Source organism: Deltaproteobacteria bacterium, from assembly GCA_020845895.1.
GTDB lineage: Bacteria > Lernaellota > Lernaellaia > JACKCT01 > JACKCT01 > JADLEX01.
The window spans coordinates 1-17,966 of record JADLEX010000130.1 but is presented as its reverse complement, the minus strand read 5'-3'; the positions used below and the strand labels follow the sequence as shown (position 1 = coordinate 17,966).

Annotated in this window: 13 protein-coding genes; 6 read left to right on the top strand and 7 right to left on the bottom strand. The window is 63.4% G+C overall.

Translation table 11 applies throughout. The features are described 5' to 3' along the window. Positions 1-10 precede the first annotated feature (10 nt). Genes IT350_17930 through IT350_17920 form a run of 3 tightly spaced genes read left to right on the top strand, consistent with a single transcriptional unit; the run spans position 11 to position 4,313 of the window. Positions 11-1,159 carry a hypothetical protein gene (locus IT350_17930; GenBank protein ID MCC6159937.1) on the top strand — a complete coding sequence of 383 codons (1,149 nt, stop codon included), beginning with the start codon at positions 11-13 and terminating at the stop codon, positions 1,157-1,159. Further along, positions 1,156-3,093, top strand: coding sequence for a hypothetical protein (locus tag IT350_17925; GenBank protein MCC6159936.1), 1,938 nt, complete (start codon positions 1,156-1,158; stop codon positions 3,091-3,093). The genes IT350_17930 and IT350_17925 overlap by 4 nt, the downstream gene beginning before the upstream one ends. A gap of 41 nt (positions 3,094-3,134) precedes the next feature. Then, positions 3,135-4,313: an amidohydrolase gene (locus tag IT350_17920; GenBank protein MCC6159935.1), complete on the top strand. Its 1,179-nt coding sequence runs from the start codon at positions 3,135-3,137 to the stop codon at positions 4,311-4,313. On the opposite strand, the gene queG is transcribed toward IT350_17920, so the two are convergent. Beyond that, the gene (queG, locus tag IT350_17915) at positions 4,298-5,416 is read right to left on the bottom strand and encodes a tRNA epoxyqueuosine(34) reductase QueG (GenBank protein ID MCC6159934.1); all 1,119 of its coding nucleotides are present in this window, start codon (positions 5,414-5,416) and stop codon (positions 4,298-4,300) included. The genes IT350_17920 and queG overlap by 16 nt on opposite strands. A 220-nt stretch (positions 5,417-5,636) precedes the next feature. On the opposite strand from queG, the gene IT350_17910 reads away from it, so the two are divergent. Continuing rightward, complete coding sequence (locus tag IT350_17910; GenBank protein ID MCC6159933.1) at positions 5,637-6,404, top strand: alpha/beta hydrolase; 768 nt, start codon at positions 5,637-5,639, stop codon at positions 6,402-6,404. On the opposite strand, the gene IT350_17905 is transcribed toward IT350_17910, so the two are convergent. Then, a complete protein-coding gene (locus tag IT350_17905; protein MCC6159932.1) occupies positions 6,401-7,327 on the bottom strand; it encodes an MBL fold metallo-hydrolase in 927 nt (308 codons plus the stop codon). The genes IT350_17910 and IT350_17905 overlap by 4 nt on opposite strands. A gap of 111 nt (positions 7,328-7,438) precedes the next feature. Here IT350_17905 and IT350_17900 point away from each other — a divergent pair, with 111 nt between their 5' ends. Beyond that, positions 7,439-8,167 (top strand): hypothetical protein, encoded by a 729-nt coding sequence (locus IT350_17900; protein ID MCC6159931.1) that lies wholly within the window; start codon positions 7,439-7,441, stop codon positions 8,165-8,167. Positions 8,168-8,174: 7 nt separating this feature from the next. Here the strand turns inward: IT350_17900 and IT350_17895 are convergent, their stop codons facing one another. From IT350_17895 to IT350_17880, 4 genes are all read right to left on the bottom strand, one after another. After that, positions 8,175-8,798 carry a hypothetical protein gene (locus IT350_17895; GenBank protein MCC6159930.1) on the bottom strand — a complete coding sequence of 208 codons (624 nt, stop codon included), beginning with the start codon at positions 8,796-8,798 and terminating at the stop codon, positions 8,175-8,177. Positions 8,799-8,878: 80 nt separating this feature from the next. Then, complete coding sequence (locus IT350_17890; GenBank protein MCC6159929.1) at positions 8,879-11,440, bottom strand: AAA family ATPase; 2,562 nt, start codon at positions 11,438-11,440, stop codon at positions 8,879-8,881. 65 nt (positions 11,441-11,505) lie between these two features. Beyond that, positions 11,506-12,456 carry a hypothetical protein gene (locus tag IT350_17885; GenBank protein ID MCC6159928.1) on the bottom strand — a complete coding sequence of 317 codons (951 nt, stop codon included), beginning with the start codon at positions 12,454-12,456 and terminating at the stop codon, positions 11,506-11,508. Further along, positions 12,456-14,771, bottom strand: a complete 2,316-nt coding sequence (locus IT350_17880) for a PBP1A family penicillin-binding protein (protein ID MCC6159927.1) — start codon at positions 14,769-14,771, stop codon at positions 12,456-12,458. The genes IT350_17885 and IT350_17880 overlap by 1 nt, the downstream gene beginning before the upstream one ends. Before the next feature lie 537 nt (positions 14,772-15,308). Between IT350_17880 and IT350_17875 the strand changes: the two genes are divergently transcribed. Next, complete coding sequence (locus tag IT350_17875) at positions 15,309-16,448, top strand: IS630 family transposase (GenBank protein ID MCC6159926.1); 1,140 nt, start codon at positions 15,309-15,311, stop codon at positions 16,446-16,448. 24 nt (positions 16,449-16,472) lie between these two features. On the opposite strand, the gene ltrA is transcribed toward IT350_17875, so the two are convergent. Beyond that, positions 16,473-17,489: a group II intron reverse transcriptase/maturase gene (ltrA, locus tag IT350_17870; protein ID MCC6159925.1), complete on the bottom strand. Its 1,017-nt coding sequence runs from the start codon at positions 17,487-17,489 to the stop codon at positions 16,473-16,475. Between the last annotated feature and the right edge of the window lie 477 nt (positions 17,490-17,966).

The following is a 17,966-nucleotide window of genomic DNA, read 5'->3' as shown; positions in this document are numbered from 1 at the left end:
CGGGACGGGCATGGCCGATTTCGTCAAACTCGACTACGAAGAACTGAGCCCAGAAGCCCGCAAAGCCCTTCCGCCCGGCGCCGATCTGCCCGTTCGCGTCGCCGTCGCCAAGGGCCTCGTACCCCTCGGCACCCGCGACCTGCTCGCGACGCTCTTTTGTCTTTGCGCCGATGAGGACCCGCGCGTTCGCAAGCCCGCGAAACGCAGTCTGAAGGAGCTTCCCGAGTCGCTCGTCGTCGTGGGCGTCGCGACGGAAACGAGCCCCAAAATCCTGCATTTCCTCGCGACGCGGCGCTTCGACAACCATCACATCCACGAAAAAGTCGCGCTGCACGCAAACGTCTGGGACGACACGCTCGTTCACCTCGCCGCCACCGCCGCCCACGAGCGCGTGATCGAGATTCTCGGCAAGAACGAAACGGCGATCCTGCGAAGTCCCGTATTCCTGCACCGCCTCGTCGAAAACACGCACGTTCCGCGCAGCCTGTCTGACCGGCTCGTGCGGTTCTACGAAACCGCCAAGGGTCACGCGTACACTCGGGACCTGCCGGGCGAACTCGCGCCGATCGAGTACGAGGAACCCGATGCCGCGCCGCTCCCCGATGTCACCCCTTCGCCGGATCTGCCCGAAGAACACCTGCACCCGCATTTTCGCATCGAGGAGATCCTCAGCCCCGCCTTCGACGCGAAGGAGATCTTCGCGGCGGATCTCATCAACGATCCCGAATCGATCACGCCCGACGTCGAGCTGACGCTCTTTCAGCGCATCGCGCGCATGACGTTTGTCGATCGCCTGCTCCTTGCACTCAAGGGAAACACCGAGGCGCGCCGGTTCCTGATCCGCTCGTCGAACAAGACCATTCAGGACTGCGTGCTGCGCAATCCGCGCATTTCGGTCCAGGAAGTCGTTGAGATGGCGAAAGAACGTTCGTCGTCTGCGAACATCATCTCGACGATTTGCCGCAGCCGCGATTGGACCAAGCACTACGAAGTCGTCCATTCGCTGTGTTGGCATCCGAAGACACCAATCCGATACGCGATCCGTTTTCTTGATCGCCTCATTCCCAAAGATCTGGAAAAACTCGGGACCAGTAAAATGGTGCCGACGGCGACGGCGTCGCAGGCGCGCAACCTCATCCGCCGACGGGAGATGCGATGAACGACAGGCCTCCCTTCGCGCCGCAGAGCGAGCTCTTCCCCCGCCTGTCGCATCAGGTTCGTCAGCCGCTCAACGGCGTGATCGAGGCGCTCGCCGCGCTCGAGGCGCTCTCACTCCCCAATCATCAGCGCCGGTATGTCGGGGGGATTTCGCGCGCGGCGCACGACCTTGTGATGCTCATCAACGACGTGCTCGACCTGACGCGCATCGAGGAAGGAAACTTTCGTCTGCTGCCCGCGGATTTCGACCTGCGCGGCGCGCTCAAAACCGTGGGCGAGCGGCTCGAGCGTCACGCCCGCGCCGACGCCCGCGCCCTGACCACACGCCTGCACGCCGAGGTCCCCGTGTGGGTGTGGGGCGACCCCGGCCGCTTCAAGCACATCCTGGCCGATCTGGGCGACGCGGCCCTGGCGCTCACACGCTCGCCCGCCCTCTTTCTCGATGTCGAACTCGAATCGGAAACGCCGCGCGAATATATCCTCGTCATCAGCATCGACGACCCCGGCACCACGCCTTTGCGAAATGCTCAGTTGACGCTTTCCTCCGGCAAACCCGGCGTCTTCGTTCCCGCCGATCTCGATCCGGCCATCGCGATCAGGCTCACGCTCGTGCGTTCGATCATCACGCTCATGGGCGGAACATGCGGAGTCGAGCCTTCCGAAACCCAAGGCGGCAGTTTTTGGATTCGCCTTCCGATCGAAAAGCGCCAACCTGCCCGGGAACCGGCGATCGAGACCGCGCTCGAGCTGCAAGGACTGCGCGTGCTGTTCTACGACGACACCGACGCCGGGCGTGCACGGCTCGCCGAACTGCTGCGTTCGTGGGGATGCGTGGTGACGGCGACCGGTGATTTCGCCGAGGCCGCAAAGGCGTTGGACGAGGCGCAAAACGCCGAGCTTCCGATTCAGCTCGTCGTCTTCTCCGCGACGACGACCGGGCAGGCCGCGGAGGACTTCGGACGGCGCCTGCGCGCCGACGACGCCACGCGCCGTACGCCGCTGTTGCTCATCACCGCCGCCGGAAAACGAGGGGATGCAGCGCGGCTGCGCGAAATCGGGTTCGACGCCTACCTGACGACGCCGCTCTACGACACCTACCTGCGTCAGGCCTTGTCTTTGTTGCCGGGCCGCGTCGTGTCGGGCGACATGTCGAGTGGCCTCGTCACGCGTCACAGCCTGCGCGAGATGGCGCGACGCGATCGCCGCGTACTCGTCGCCGATCCCGACGAGTTGCACCAGATGATCGTCGTGCGCAGCGTGGAAAAAACGGGATGGTCCGCGGAATCGGTCAGCGATTGGGGGCTGACGGCCCGCGCGCTCGAGAGCGAAACCTACGACGTCGCATTCGTCTCGACGAAGCTGCTCGATTCCGCCGCGCGCATGTGGCTTGCGACGCGCCGACGCGAGACGAATATTCCGATTCCGCCGATGATTGCGCTGTTCGATCCGATCGAGGAGCCCGAGGCGAAATTGCTTGATCTGGGCTTCGCCGTAGCCGTCGCACGCCCGGCAAGTCCCGCGCGCGTGGCCGAGGCGCTCGCGAGATTCGACGAGTCGCCGCCGGATCGCGCGCATCCGGTCTCGGACCTGCTGTCCGCAAAGAACGCCCTGTTGCGCGAACTCGACGAATTGCTCGTCGAATTTGACCACGACAAGGATTTGCTGAGCGAGGTGGGCCGGCATTTCCGCGAAACCGTCGACGCCGCCTGGCCCGCTCTGCAAAAGTCCATCGAAGACAAAGACCCGGAGCGTTTTGTCGAAAGCGCCGACCGCCTGCTCATCGCCGCCTACTCGATGGGCATCCCGCGCTTTCAGGCGGCCTTCGAGAACCTGCACGATCTCGGCCGCCACGGGCGCTGGACGCAGGCCGACGACGCGCAGCGACACGCCCGCCGCCTGTTCGGGCTCATTGAACAGTGGATCGAGAAACTGTAACAGCGACGCTGGCACTCCACCCGCCTGCCACGGAGAACGCGATGACCGTCGCGATACGGCCTGAAATTCTGGCGCTCAGGGGCCAGCTCGTCGAAACCCGGCGCGACTTGCATCGCCACCCCGAGATCGGTTTCGAGGAGGTGCGAACGAGCGGCATCGTCGAGGCGCGGCTGCGCGAGTTGGGTTTCGACGTGAAGCGTGTCGCAACGACCGGCGTGGTGGGCACGATCGTGGGCGACGCGGCCGACGGTCCGACCCTCGCGTACCGCGCCGACATGGACGCCCTGCCCCTGCAGGAACTCAAGGACTCGCCGTACACGTCAACGAACGCCGGACGAATGCACGCGTGCGGTCACGACGGCCACACGTCGATCCTGCTCGGCTTCGCGCACTATCTCACGACGCGCCGCGCGTCGCTGCCCGGCCGCGTGAAGCTGCTCTTCCAGCCCGCGGAGGAAGGTCCCGGCGGCGCGAAACCCATGATTGACGAGGGGGCACTCGACGACCCGCGCGTGGATGCCATCGTCGGCCTGCACCTGTGGAACGAGTTTCCCGTCGGCACCCTCGGAACGCACGCCGGACCCGTGCTGGCGAGCGCGGACGAATTCGTCTTCACGGTGGTGGGACGCGGCGGACACGGCGCGCTGCCGCACCAGACCGTGGACGCGGTCGTCGTCGCTGCGCACGTGGTGACCGCCATGCAAACGCTCGTCTCGCGCAACATCGATCCCACGCAGCCCGCCGTCGTCACCATCGGCCAGATCAACGGCGGCTCGAACTTCAACATCATCGCGCAGGAGGTGCAACTGCGCGGCACCGTGCGCACGCTCGATCCCACGCTGCGCGGCGAGATGAAGGGACGCATCGAGACGCTCGCGGGCGGCGCTTGCCGCGCGATGGGCGCGACATATCGCTACGAGTGGACCGACCACTACCCCGTCACGGTGAACGACGCGGCGATGTCCGCACTGGTGCAGGAGTGCGCTGCGGATCTGCTCGGTCCGGATCGCATTATCACGCAGGGCGTGACAATGGGCGCGGAGGACATGTCGTACTTTCTGCAGGCGCGCCCCGGGTGCTTCTTTTTTCTCGGCAGTGCGAATCCGGCCAAGGGTTTCGACAAGCCGCACCATCACCCCGAATTCGACTTCGACGAAGACGCGCTGCCCCTCGGCGTGGAGATGTTCGCGCGCGTCGCGGAGCGCTACTTCTCGCGCTGATCCGCGTTGCGAAGCCGCGTCTCGCAGGACTCCCACGCTCTCCGCGTGTTCACATCCGTTTCCGCGTCGCGGGCCGTCGCGACGAGCTCGGCGAGAACGCCCCTTCGATTCGCGTCCAACGCATCCGCGCGAGACGCCAGCGCCAATGCGACGTTTCGACGAAAATGCGCGGGGCGCACCCACGAGAGCGCGGATGCCGCGACGCGCGCCGCGTAGGCCGTCTCCGGCTCGACGACGAGATCTTCCCAGCGCGCCGTCGCGGTCGCGTCGGCGGCGGCGTCGAGCCATGCATCGTCGCGGCTCGGTGACGGCTTGCGGTTGAAAGGGCAGACCTCTTGGCAGATGTCGCATCCCGCGACCCAGCCGCGCACGGCGTCGATGTCGCCGGATTCGGCGTCCGGCCCGCTCCGTTTTTCAAGCGTCCAGTAAGAAAGACACCGGCGCGCGTCGAGCACGCCCGCGGCGGGAAACGCGCCGGTCGGACAAGCGACGAGGCAGCGGTTGCACGACCCGCAATGATCGGGCATGGCCGACGGCGCGCCGCCCGTTTCGCGCGAGACGAACGCCTCGGCGAGAAACAGGTAGCTGCCGAGGCGCGGGTGAATCAGGCACGTGTTCTTGCCGATCCAACCGAGCCCCGCCAGATGGGCGAGCGAGCGCTCCAGCACGGCGCTCGTGTCGCAGCAGATTTTCCACGTGAAATCATGCCCGGCGCGGACCTCGCCGAGCGCCGCCTCCAGCCGTTCGGGCAGCACGCGGTGATAGTCGCGCCCGCGCAGATACCGTGCATAGCGCGCGTCGTCGCCCGAAAGCGGTTCCGCGACAGGCCCGTACGCCATCGCGACGCACAGCACTCCCCGCGCCTCGGGCCGGAGCGCGCGCGGATCGGCCCGTCTCGCCGCGCCCCGAGGCAGATACTCCATCTCGCCGTGGCGCCCCGCGTCGATCCATTCGCCAAATCGCCCGGAGTGCTCCGCGAGTGCGGGCATCGCCGCGTCGAGATCGAGCACGCCCGCGAGATCGAACCCGTGGCGCAGCGCCGCACCCGTCAGCGCGAGGCCGAAGTCATTCACAGTTGAGCTGATCGAGTCGACTCCCGACATGCCGCGATGTTAAACGACGACCGCTGATCTCGCCACTTCGTCTCTCGTCCAACGCGGCATTGACCCCGCTTGAACGCTCGCGTTCAATACGCCGGATGTGAAAGCCGGTGCGCCACGGATCTGGATCGCGGGTTTGGCGATGGTCGTCGCCGCGCTGGTTTCGTGGTGGCCGTCGTCACGCGTTTCCGAGCCGGAGCGCCCCCAAAACACGGATGCATCCATGATCGAAAGCCTCGGTCGCCGGTTTCTGTACTACCCCACGAAGGTCGCGGACGACGCGCCCATCCCGTATTACGTCGCGGGCGCGCGCGAGGTGCGCATCAAGGCCGATAGCGGCGACACGGTTCACGGCCTGTACTGGCCCGCGCTGGAGGGTCGGCCGACGATTCTGTTTTTGCACGGCAACGCGCAGACGGTCTTCGAGTGGGCGATGGTGCGCGAAGAACTCGCGCCGATGGACTGTGGGATGCTGCTGATCGACTATCCCGGTTACGGCAAGAGCACCGGCGCGCCGAGCGAGGTCGCGAACTACGCGGCGGGCCGGGCCGCGCTCGATTTCCTGCTCTTCAAGGAGAGCATCGCGGAAAAGGACATCGTGATCTTCGGCAAGTCGCTGGGCGGCGGCGTGGCCACCGAAGTTGCCATCGGACTCGACCTGCGCGGCGTTGTGCTCGAATCGACGTTCACGTCCATCCCGTCCGTCGCGCGGTTGCTGCTGCCGATGCTGCCGACGGGTTCGATGTTCCAGACCGAGGTGTACGACTCCGTCTCGAAGATCTCCTCGATCCACTCGCCGATCTTCGTCATCCATGGCACGCACGACGAATTGATCCCGATCGCCGAGGGAAAGGCGCTCTTCGAGAAAGCGGGGCCGCCCAAACAGGCGTGGTGGGTCGAGGGCGCGGGGCACAACGACGTGTCGATGACCGCGCGCGCCGAGTACGGGCGGCGGCTGCGCGCGTGGCTGGACGAGGTCTCCGAGCTTTAATCCAGAAACAGCGTGCCGCCGATGGGCAGCAGGCGCGTCCGGTCGAATCCCGCCTCGCGCGCGGCGACTTCCATCATGGCGGGCGGCTCGGTCATCGGCTCGTCGGAGAGTCGAAAGCTTCCGTAGTGGATGGGGATGAGCGCGGCGGCCTTCACGTCGAGCGTCGCCTTGATCGCCTCCGCGGGGTCCATGTGCGCGGCCTGCATGAACCAGCGCGGCGAATAAGCCCCAATCGGCATGAGCGTTACGTCGATCCGGTCAAAGCGCTTGCCGATCTCGGCGAAGCCGCCGAAATACCCGGAGTCGCCCGCGTGATACACCGCGTGCGTCTTCGAACGAACGATGTAACCGCCCCACAGCGTTTCGAGCGTGTCGAATAGCGTGCGTTTCGACCAGTGCCGCGCGGGCAGATACTTCACATCGAGCCCCGCCACCTCGACCGACTCCCACCAGTCCATCTCTTTCACCGAGCGGAAGCCGCGTTTCGTGAACCACTCGCCCATGCCGAGCGGGACAATCATCGGCGTGCCGCGCTCGAACCTCTCCAGCGTCGTCGCGTCCATGTGGTCGAAGTGGTTGTGCGTGATGAGAACCGCCGCGGGCCGCGGAACGGCGTCGAGGATGCGCGCGTCGGGCGACTCGCGCCGAACGAACGGAATGGAACCCTCGACCGGGTCCACGAGGATGTTGACGCCTTCGAGCCGGATGAGCGCGCTCGCGTGGCCGAACCACGTCACCATCGCGCGCGACGGGTTCGCACGAACGACTGCGAGCGTGTCGTACGCGACGGGGATGGACTCCCACCGCGGGCGCGACGCATGGTCGTCGCCGGGCTCCATGCCGAGCCGCCACTTGAGCAGGTCGGCAAAGCCGTGGCCGCCCAGGTCGGCCCGGTGCGCGAATCGTGCGTCCTGATACCCCATTCGGATCGTTTCCCGCCGAAAAAAGAGCCCGACCTTGCAACAGGGCCGTGATTGCGTCAATGAAGTTCGTCATCCCAGGACCGGCGAAAAGCCGGGAAACGGAGAGCTCCCTTGGGCTTCTTTGCTGCGCCCCGATTTCGACATTTTGTTCCGCTCGTGGCCGTTCTCGCCGCATCGACGGTCTCGGCGACGCGTGCGAATGCGGGTTCGGTGGGATTCGGACCGGAGATCGAGTTCCTGCTGATGGGGACGACCGAAGCGCAGTGGTCCGTCCACGACGGGCGCGAGTGGCAGACCTACGCCAAGATGGGGCAGGCGCGCTTCGGCCCCGCTCCGGGTTTCACCATCACGAAAATCTTCAACAACAACATCGTGCTGGCGGGCTCGGCCTTCTATCGCCACTACACGGGCGAGATCGCGACGCCGGGGATTTACTACGAAAAGGCGAACATCGAGTACGACGAGGTCGGCGGTCTACTGCGCCTCGGGTTCATGGACTTCTACGACCTGTACTGGACACCCAGCCCGTTTGTCGGTGAAGCGCCGACGCATCCCTTCGGGCATTTCCGCCTCGGCGTATATTACTCCGACATTTCGGGCGCGTCGGATTTTGCCGAGTACGACCCCGGCGTCACGATCGCGCCCGGCATCGAATTCGGGACATTCTTTCTGCCGGCGGGAAATTTCTACGTCGGGCTGTCGGGATTCGTGGACTACGTCATCAGCGTGGATCCCTACGAAGGCGAATCGCCACCCGGGGTACAGAACAAGATCCTCAACAACATCATGTTCTTTGGATTCGCCATCCACGGCGGCGTGGTGACCGAAAAACCGCGCTGAGGCGCGATCAGTCGCAGGACTTACCGTCGTCGGAACCGTCGCTCGCCGTCCCGTTATCGACGGGAAACGGCACGTTGGCCGTCGGCGAGATCACGGTGACCTCGGTGTGCGTCATTACGCTCGTGTCCGTCGTCGGCAGGCTCGCGGTGTTCGTCGTCGGCAATGACACGCTCCGCGAAACCGGAAGCGGCATACGGGGTTTTTCCGCCGGCGGGCATGGCCCCGCCTGCTGAGTGCGCGCGCACTTGCGCCGATCGAGCGGCACGTTTGGATTCTCCACGATGATCGTGAACGCCGCGTCCACCGGTGAATCCTCGATCTCCTGCCGCACGCGATTGCGTTTCTGCTTGGGTTCGGGGGTCTCGGACGCGAAGAGATACGGGTATCGCGTTTTGAGGCTGCCGGGGGTCGGGGTAGGCGGCGGCGCTTCGTCGGTCGGCTCGACCGGGGCGTCGATCAGCGTTTCCGGCGGACGTTCGGCGACGACGACGGCGGTTTCCGCCTCTTTGGGGGCGGAATTCGAACGCGCAAACAGTTCGGGGTGCGCGACCGCCACGGCGACGAGCGCGATCATCACCGCGCAGGCGGCGAATCCGATTCCGACCAGAATTCGCGAGGTTCGCGCGCTCAATCCGTTCTCCGATCAAGCTCGATTATACGACAAACGCGCGCCGAAAACACGACGCGCGTCAGGTTGGCGTGACCGCCGTCTTAACGACGACGCTTGGTTTTACGCTTCGGACCGGACTTCTTGCCCTCCGACTCCTTCGGCGAATCGTCCTCGGCGACCTCGGCGTCTTTTTTTTCCGACGCCTTTTTGTCGTCCTTTTTTTCCTTGCCGAAGTCCTGCAGGTCCTTGGCGAACTTGAAGAGCTTCCCGTCGACGACGCCGTTGAGCGTGTCCGCGGGAAACTTGCCATCCGCGCCGCGCGCGCCCGCTTCGATGCCGGTGAGCACCTCCATGCCCTCGTCCACATGCGACACGGCCCAGATGTGGAACTTGCGCTTACGGACGGCCTCGACGACTTCGTGCGAGAGCATCAGGTCGGAGACGTTCTGGATCGGAATGATGACGCCCTGCCGCCCCGTGAGCTTCTTGGCCTTGCACGCGAGGAAGTAGCCTTCGATCTTTTCGTTGACGCCGCCGATGGGCTGGATCTCGCCGTTCTGATTCATCGAGCCCGTGACCGCGATCGACTGGTCGAGAGGGATGTCCGCGATGGCCGAGAGCAACGCATAGGTCTCGGTGCTGCTCGCCGAGTCGCCGTCCACGCCGCCGTAGCTCTGTTCGAACGCGACCGACGCCGAGAGCGTCATGGGTTTGTCCATCGAGAATCGCTCACGCAGGAACCCATTGAGAATGAACAGCCCCTTGTCGTAGGTCTTGCCCGAAAGCTTCGCTTCGCGCTCGATATTGATGATCCCCGCGCGGCCCATGCCGATCTTGGCGGTAATTCGGGTGGGCTTGCCGAAACTGTAGTCGCCGATCTGGTACACCGCGAGACCGTTGATCTGGCCGACTCTGCCGCCGCCCGTCGAGATGAGGATCTTGCCCGCGTCGATCATCTCCTGGAGTTTTTCCTCGATCAGGTTGCTGCGCGTTTTGCGCGCATCGAGCGCGCGCAGCACGTGCTGCGCTTTCGCCACTTTGGCTCGCGTCTTGACCGTCCAGTAGGCCGTCTCGCGCACGATGTCGGCGACGACGGAGAACTTGGTCGTCAGCTTGTTCAGCTGGCCGGCCATCGCCACGCACTCCTCGACGACGGCGGCGAGGGCGGTCTTGTCGAATGGCGGCAGGTTCTCGTTGCGAACGACCTGCGACACGAAGCGGGCCGTTTCGAACACGGAGTCGTCGCTGTGAGGCATGACGTGGTCGAAATCGGCGCGTACCTTGAACATCTTTTTGAAGTCTTCGTCGTACGCGTGGAGCATGTGATAGAGATACACGTCGCCGATCACGACGAGTTTGACGTCGACGTCGATGCCTTGCGGTTTGAGCGACGACGTCATGTAGAAAAGAACGCTGTCGTACGACTCGATCTCGACCTGCCGCGACTTGATCGTGCGCTTGAGCGCCTTCCAAACGCCGGGCTCGGTGAGCGCGTCGAGCAGATGGAACACGAGAAATCCGCCGTCGGCGCGCAGAATGCTGCCCGCGCGGATCTTCGTGAAATCGGTAAACCAGTTGCCGTTGGGGGTGATGGTTTTTTCGATCGTGCCGAACAGGTTGCGATAGGTCGGCGTGTTTTCGACGATGACGACCGGCCCCTCGGTTTCGGAGTTGTCGACGAGAACGTTGACGTCCCACTCCATATAGGTTTCGCGATCCGCCGCCTGGCCCTGAAGCATCGCGATGGCCTGCGCCGGTCCCTCCGACTCGTCCTTCTCCTTGAATCGATTGAGGTTATCGAGCGTATACGCCTTCATGTCGGCGAAAAACGGTTCGAGCGCCGGAGACGGATGCGTTTCGCGCAGATCGCCGATCAACGCGTCGATTTCGTGGCCCGCAAGGTCGCGTTCGAGCTTGACGATCTCATCCTTGAGCCGGCGATCGAGCCCGCGCGACTCCTTCATCGCACTTTCGAGCCGCCCGTGCAGAATTTGGTGCTCGCGCTTGAGATCCTCGAGCTTGGGCTGTGGGAAATTGCCGTTTTCGGCGAGCTGTTCGAGCTGCTCGAAAGCGACGGGCTGGCTCTCGATCACGGGTAGGATCGCGGGACGCACGAGCTGCCCGATCTGGATCTGCACCATCGCGAAGCTCTTTTTCTTGATCTCGCCTTCCAGGTCGCGAAAAATCTTTTTTTGGCTCTCGCGGAAGCGTTCGACGAGCGCATCGCGCTGGCCCTTGAATTCCTTGTTGTCGAAGAGATTGGGGATCATCTCGAGCAGATCGACCACGAACTCCCGCATGTCTTTCTTCAGGCGATTGCCCTCGCCCGCCGACAACTTGGTCGCCAACGGCTCCTTGGGATTCTTGAAATTGAAGAGATAGACGATGTCGTCGGGTTTCTTCGCGCTCTTCGGCAACTTCTTGAGCAGGCGCTTGACCGTGCTCATCTTGCCGGTTCCTACGCCGCCGCATGCGAAAATGTGATAGCCGGGCGAGCGAAGGGCGAGACCCAGTTCGAGTGCTTCGGTGGCGCGTTTTTGTCCGATGACGCCGTCGAGCGGTTCGAGTTCCGCCGTGGTTTCGAAGGCGAATCGCGACGGATCGCAGATCCAGCGAATCTGTTCGGACTTGAGTTCAAAACGGGAAGGATCGGCTTTGCGCATGCGGTCCTCTCGATCAAAATGGCATGTTCATCGTCAACACGACCCGGCAAACCGCCGAGCGCGAACTAATTGAGCTTCATCGACAGAATCTTGGCCTCGGTATTCTCGCTGTCATCGGCGAGAGCAGCCTTGGCCTGTGCGGCGGCGGCGTCTTTTTCGCCGAGATTGGCGAGCACCTTGGCGTAGAGCACGCGGGCCTTGGCGCGGAATTGCGGATCCTCTCCGAGCATCTGGATGGACTTGTCGGCGAATCCCTTCGAGCCTTTCCAGTCGCCCTTCTCGAACCGTCCGCGCGCTAAAAAGTAGTAGGCGTAGCCGTTGCTCTTGTCGACGTTGATCGCGTTTTCGAGGTGCGTAACGTAGGTCGTGCCGTATCCGGCCTCGATCGCCTTCTGCACGTTGCCCATGCTCGCACGGCGATCGGCCTTGGTCGCCGGTGCGGTCTGCTTCTTGTAGGTCTCCAGCCACTGCTCATGGGTCACGGGCTGGAGGTGGCGATCGACCTGCGCCTCTTTTTTCTCCGGCGCGGGCGGCAGCGGTGTCGGCTCGGGAACCGGCTCTTCCGCAGGTTCCTGCGTCGGCTCCTCGGGCGCGAGATCGGTCTCCTCGAAATCGCCGTGCGTCGCCGCCGGTGCGGACTTGGTTTCCGACTTCGGCTCCGCGGTGGACGCGCCGTCCGAATCGAGATCCTTCACCTCGACACTCGGTTTCTTCCACCACGGCGTCTTGGCCGTGCTTGCCGCGGGCGCTTCGGGTTCGGCCGCGGGGGGCGGGATCTCATTCGGCACGGCCGCGGACGACGGCTCGGGTGCCGGGGTCGCTTCGGGAGCCGGAGTCGCGGCCGGCGGAGCTTCGGAATCCGGCGTTTCCTCGGCGCCGTCCGGCCCGGTTTTCACCTGAACGGCGAAGATCTCTTCGCCTTTCCGGTTTTTGATCGCGCACCCGGTTCCCAGCGACGAAACCAGAAAGGCCACGACCAGAACCGACCAAAATACGGATCGCGCGGCGTCACGCATCAGGGTCCTCCGGGTTTGGTCTTCGATTTGAAAAACTCCAGAATCGAATCCTTGTGCATGTCGCATTCTTCCGAGGGCTCGGTGCCCTCCATGAACTCTTCCTCGATGACGTCGGGACAATCGTAGACCGCCAGTTTCCCCGACGCCAGACACACTTTTTTCTTCACGACCTTGCCCGGCGAGGCGAACTCGACGGGGCGGCTCTTGGAAAACTGCGCGATCATGAACCTGGCCCAGATCGGCAGCGCCGCCGAACCGCCGGGCAGGCCGACCTTGCGGTTGTCGTCGAATCCCACCCAAACGGCAGCCAGCAGGCGCGGCGTATAGCCGACGAACCAGGCATCCTTGAAATCGTTGGTCGTGCCGGTCTTGCCCGCGGCGGGGTGCGTGAATCCCATGGTGATCGCGCGTCGGCCCGTTCCGCGCTGGATCGCGCCCTGCAGAATCGACGTCGTCATGTAGGCGGCTTCGGGGGGAATCGCGGGTGCGATCTGCACCGGCTTCTTTTCAAGCACCCTGCCCTCGGGATTGACGATGTCGCGCACGGCCATCGGCTCGGCGTGCGTGCCCTCGTTGGCGAGCGTGCCGAACGCCCCGGCGACTTCAAGCGGAATCAGGTCCGCGGAACCGAGGGCGATGGAGGGATATTTGGGCAGTTCGCTGTCGATGCCCATGCGATGCGCCACTTCGATGATCTTCGGGACTCCGACGTCGATGGCCACCTTCACCGTCGGAATGTTCCGTGACTGCTCCAGCGCGCGACGCACCGTCATCGCGCCCTCATACTTCTCGTCATAGTTTCCCGGCGTCCACAGGCCGGAGCCCGGCACGTTGACGGAGAACGGCTCATCGACAACGACGGTGGAGGGGGACAGGTGGAAGCCCGGGTCCTCGACGGCACGCACGAACCCCGCCGTGTAGACGAAGGGCTTGAAGACGGAGCCGACCTGACGCTTCGCCTGTGCGGCGCGGTTGAACTGGCTCTGATAATAGTCGCGCCCGCCCACCATCGCGCGAATGAAACCGGTCTGGGGCTGAAGAACGATGATCGCGCCCTGAAGCGGCGCTTTGTTCGCCGCGACGAGTTTCGGGTTTTCCTTTTCGAGTTGTTCGAGACCGTCCAGCATCGCCTGCTCGGCGTTGTGCTGCGTCTGCACGTCGAGCGTGGTGAAGATCGCCAGCCCCTCGCTCACGAGAATGTCGGGGCCATACTTCTCGTCGAGCTGGGAACGGAGGAAATCGATGAAGTACGGCGCGATGGTCTTCGCCGGCGTGCGCTGGAGAACGCGGATTTCCTGCGCCGTGGCGAGTGCCGCGTCGGTTTCCGTGATTTTGTTGTCCTCGGCCATGCGCTCGAGAATGTAGTCGCGGCGCAACTTGGCCCGCTCGACGCGCGTCGTGGGATTGTATCCGGCGGGGGAACGGATCAGACCAGCCAGTAGCGCGCTTTCCGCGAGTCCCAAGGTGCGGACGTCCCTGCCGAAATAGTAGCGACTCGCCTGACCAACTCCGCAGACGCTGACGGATCCTTCCTGCGCGAAATAGACCTCGTTGAGGTACGCCTCGAGAATGGCGTCCTTGTCGTAGACCATCTCGAGCACGAAGGCCATCGCGGCTTCCTTCGCCTTGCGGTTGAAGGTGCGTTCGGAGGTCAGATAGAAATTCTTCACGAGCTGCTGCGTGATCGTGCTGCCACCCTGAACCATGCGCATGTTCAGGATATTCGTGACCATGGCGCGCGTGAAACCGATCGGATCGACGCCGAAATGGTGATAGAAACGCTTGTCCTCGACGGCGACGATCGCGTTTTTCAGGTGTTCGCTGACCTCCTCGACGCGCACGAGGTCGCGGTCTTCCTGCTGATCGCCGAAAAAACGCGCAATGAGTTCCGGCTCGATTTCCGCCGACGGCAGCTCTTCGCCGGAAATGTCCACGAGCTTTTCGATAATGCCGCCGCCGATCTCAACGCGCAGCTTGTATCCCTTCGCGTTCTCCCAGGGATACCGGAAGTCCCGAAGGAAGATGTCGATGCGACTGTCCGTCGCGCGATACTCGCCCTCTTCGGCCGGTTCAACCTCGGTCTGGCGATAGTTGAGCCGCTTGAGCCGATCGACGAGCCCGATCTCCTCCACCGAGAGTCCGGGAAGCAGTGTCAGCGTGTCGGAAAAGACGCGGCTCGGGACCTTCCAGCGCTTGCCCTCGAAACGCTCGACCAGCGGTCCCGTGATCGTGTACGCGTAGTATCCACCGAGGAGAATCCCGAGAAGGGCGACGACGAAGCCGAGATTGAATCCCCACCAGAGGATTCGGACCACGAAGCCCCGGATTCGCGGCTTCGGACGGCGCTGCATCTGTTTTAAGCGCTGCGTCGAGGCACTGCCCGGGCGCCTTGTGGCCATTGAGACTCCAGCTCACATCGTGCGATGGGACATCGTCAAATCTTGCGATCAGACATCGATCATCGGCGAGGGTTCGCCGCGCCGTATTAACACATGGCGGACACGATCGGGTAGGAGGCGTGGTTGCCCCCGCCGTCCTCCCACACCACCGTACGTACGGTTCCGTATACGGCGGTTCTTCGGCTTCCCACAAGACGGTGGTACTCTTCGATCAGGTTGACAAGGCCCAGTCTTCGCAGCACCGACGTGGGCCGCGTCTGGTTCATGTGGATGGCTCCGGCGTTCCACCGGGGTTCTCGACCGATATATGTCGATTCTCCGGCTCGCTCTTTCGCTATTCCACGTCGGCAAGGTTTCTTGAGCCCGGAAGAATGATTCCGTAATAACGTTGCAACATGGCTCGTTTGGTGACAGGCTGTTCTCCCATCCGAAATGCCGGAGAGGAGGACGGTCATGCCGTTTCCGAGGCGGAGAGCGCGGTTGGAACTGGCTGCGGCAATTCGCGCGGAATTGACGTTGCTGAGTCGGTCTCGGGGAGAAGCGGCCCAACGGGTCGAACGGGCCCGCATGCTTCTGGCCTATGCGGATGGGGAGTCCGTTTCCTCCATTGCGCGTCAAATGGGGACCAATCGGCCCAAGGTTGAACGGTGCATTGACAAGGCGTTGCAGTTGGGAGCGAAGGCGGCGTTGTCCGATATGCCGGGGCGCGGTCGCAAAGTGACGATTCCGGAAGACGCTCGCGCCTGGCTGGTGGCTCTGGCCTGTCGGAAACCGAAGGATCTCGGCTATTCCCACGAATTTTGGACGACGAAGCTTTTGGCCGCCCACGCCCAAAAACACGGTTCGGCGGCAGGGCACCCGAGCCTGTCGCGACTCTCGCGCGGATCCGTCTCCAAGGTCTTGACGGCGCAAGAGGTCCGCCCGCGCAAGATCGCTTATTATCTGGAACGGCGTGATCCCGAATTCGAGGTCAAGATGGCGCAGGTGCTCTACGTTTACAAAGAGGTCGAACTGATCCGGGAGAAGTGGCGGGGCGTCTCGTCCATCCTGGCGGTTCTGTCCTATGACGAAAAGCCGGGGATTCAGGCCATCGCCAACACGGTGCCGGACCTGATGCCCGTTCCGGGGGAACATCCGGGGATCGATCGGGATCACGAGTATGTCCGGCACGGAACCGTGAATCTCATGGCGGGGATCGATCTGCTGTCGGGTCAGGTGATCGGGCAGGTGCGTAACCGGCACCGCAGCCGGGAGTTCATCGAACTCCTGAAACGGATCGATGCCATTTACCCGGCGGGGGCGGTGATCCGCATGGTCCCGGACAACCATTCGGCCCAACTTTCCAAGGAAACGCGAACGTATCTGGCGACGGTCCCGAACCGATTTGATTTCGTTTTTACGCCCAAACACGGCTCGTGGCTCAACCTGATCGAGAATTTCTTCGTGAAGATGACCAGGACGATGCTGAGCGGGATTCGCGTGAAATCGAAGGCCGAACTGAAACAGCGGATCGAACTCTACCTGGAGGAGATCAATCAAGCTCCGGCGATCCACCGGTGGAAGTATGGCCTGGATTCCATCGCGGTCGAGTGAGGGCATTGACATGGTATTACGGAATCACTCAATGGGTTCTTCATAGAATTCCTTCACCGGCGCTGGCCGAAAGCAGGCGACCCAACCCCGAATCACGGGGCCGAGTTCCTTGACCACGGTGGAGAGGCTTCTTCCGCGTACCTGCCGGAACGTCTCGCGGAGCTTGTCCTCGAAACGATTCACCGACTCCGGGGCGACCTTCAGTTTCGGATCATGGTGCCACGTGACCCTGTAACCCAGAAACTTCCGCCGCCGCGGACGATTCACCGCGCTAATATCGCGGTCGACCGAGAGCCGCGGCACCTTTCCCGGGAATCGCTCCAGCGAGGCCAGCACCCGGTCCCCCGCCGCCTTCGACTTCACGTAAATGTTGCAGTCGTCGGCGTATCGGACGAACCGATGCCCCCGACGTTCAAGCTCCTTGTCGAGGTCATCCAAAAGGATGTTGCGCAACACAGGAGACGGCGGCGCGCCCTGCGGCGTGCCCTGCGTCCGGGGTGACACCAACCCATCCTCCATCATCCACGCCTGCAAGTACCGGAGGATCAGACCGAGGACGCGCTTGTCCTTCACCCGCCTCACCGCCCGCGCCATCAGCACGTCGTGGTTCAGGCGGTCAAAGAATTTCTCCAGGTCCATGTCCACCACCCATCGCCGCCCTTCCGTCATGTTCGCCTGTGCGCGGCGCACCCCATCGTGCGTGCTGCGCCCCGGCCGGAAGCCGAAGCTCGCATCCGAAAAGATCGCGGCGAAGATAGGATGCAAGACCTGAAGCAGCGCCTGCTGGATCAGGCGATTCTGAACCGTGGGAATTCCCGGCATCCGCACTCCCGTCCCGCCGGGTTTCGGGATATCCACCTTCCGCACCGGCCAAGAGTGATACGTTCCGCCGAGCAATTCCTCCCGATGGCGTGACCAGTGCTCGCGGCAATAGCCCCACAGATTGTCGACAGTCATCCCGTCCACGCCCGGTGCTCCGTCGTTTCTCACCACACGCCGGTGCGCTTCGAGCAGTTTCTCGCGACGCACCACCTTCTCCATGAGTCCCGTCGCCTCGTCCCCGATGTCTCCGGTCCGTGCCGTGATCGTTTGACGCACCGAGCCCTTTCCTTCGGCGATTCCGTCGCCTCCGGTCCGGGGCGGCTCCGGTTTCTCAGCTTTCCTTCCCGCGTCTGCCTCGTTCATCGGCCGATTGCGGCAGTCGCTTCGAGGAATGACGGGGCGAATCGTTTGCAAGCAAATCCGACGTATTTTCAAAATTTTTCCAAATCGTTTTTCGAGGCTTTCGTCACGGTTCGACCTCTGCGTTTCTTCCTCGAAAACCAAGGCGGAGCCCCCTACCCGCTGACTTCAGCGAAGAACCAAAAAAGAGCCCCGGCTTTCGCCGGGGGTCTCGTCTTTGGCCCTTTGACTCGACACGGTGAGGCTTGCGGTCAGTCGGAATTTGTTAGTTGGCGGCGTACAGGACGGCCGAGTCGAGCCTCGGGAGGGAATTCGGGGACTTCGCCAGTCTCCTGG

Bases quoted from the DNA above. Each gene is read 5' to 3' on its own strand.
- IT350_17930 (MCC6159937.1), top strand. From the start codon at position 11: ATGGCCGATTTCGTCAAACTCGACTACGAAGAACTGAGCCCAGAAGCC.
- IT350_17925 (MCC6159936.1), top strand. From the start codon at position 1,156: ATGAACGACAGGCCTCCCTTCGCGCCGCAGAGCGAGCTCTTCCCCCGC.
- IT350_17920 (MCC6159935.1), top strand. From the start codon at position 3,135: ATGACCGTCGCGATACGGCCTGAAATTCTGGCGCTCAGGGGCCAGCTC.
- queG (MCC6159934.1), bottom strand. From the start codon at position 5,416: ATGTCGGGAGTCGACTCGATCAGCTCAACTGTGAATGACTTCGGCCTC.
- IT350_17910 (MCC6159933.1), top strand. From the start codon at position 5,637: ATGATCGAAAGCCTCGGTCGCCGGTTTCTGTACTACCCCACGAAGGTC.
- IT350_17905 (MCC6159932.1), bottom strand. From the start codon at position 7,327: ATGGGGTATCAGGACGCACGATTCGCGCACCGGGCCGACCTGGGCGGC.
- IT350_17890 (MCC6159929.1), bottom strand. From the start codon at position 11,440: ATGCGCAAAGCCGATCCTTCCCGTTTTGAACTCAAGTCCGAACAGATT.
- IT350_17885 (MCC6159928.1), bottom strand. From the start codon at position 12,456: ATGCGTGACGCCGCGCGATCCGTATTTTGGTCGGTTCTGGTCGTGGCC.
- IT350_17875 (MCC6159926.1), top strand. From the start codon at position 15,309: ATGCCGTTTCCGAGGCGGAGAGCGCGGTTGGAACTGGCTGCGGCAATT.
- ltrA (MCC6159925.1), bottom strand. From the start codon at position 17,489: ATGGAGAAGGTGGTGCGTCGCGAGAAACTGCTCGAAGCGCACCGGCGT.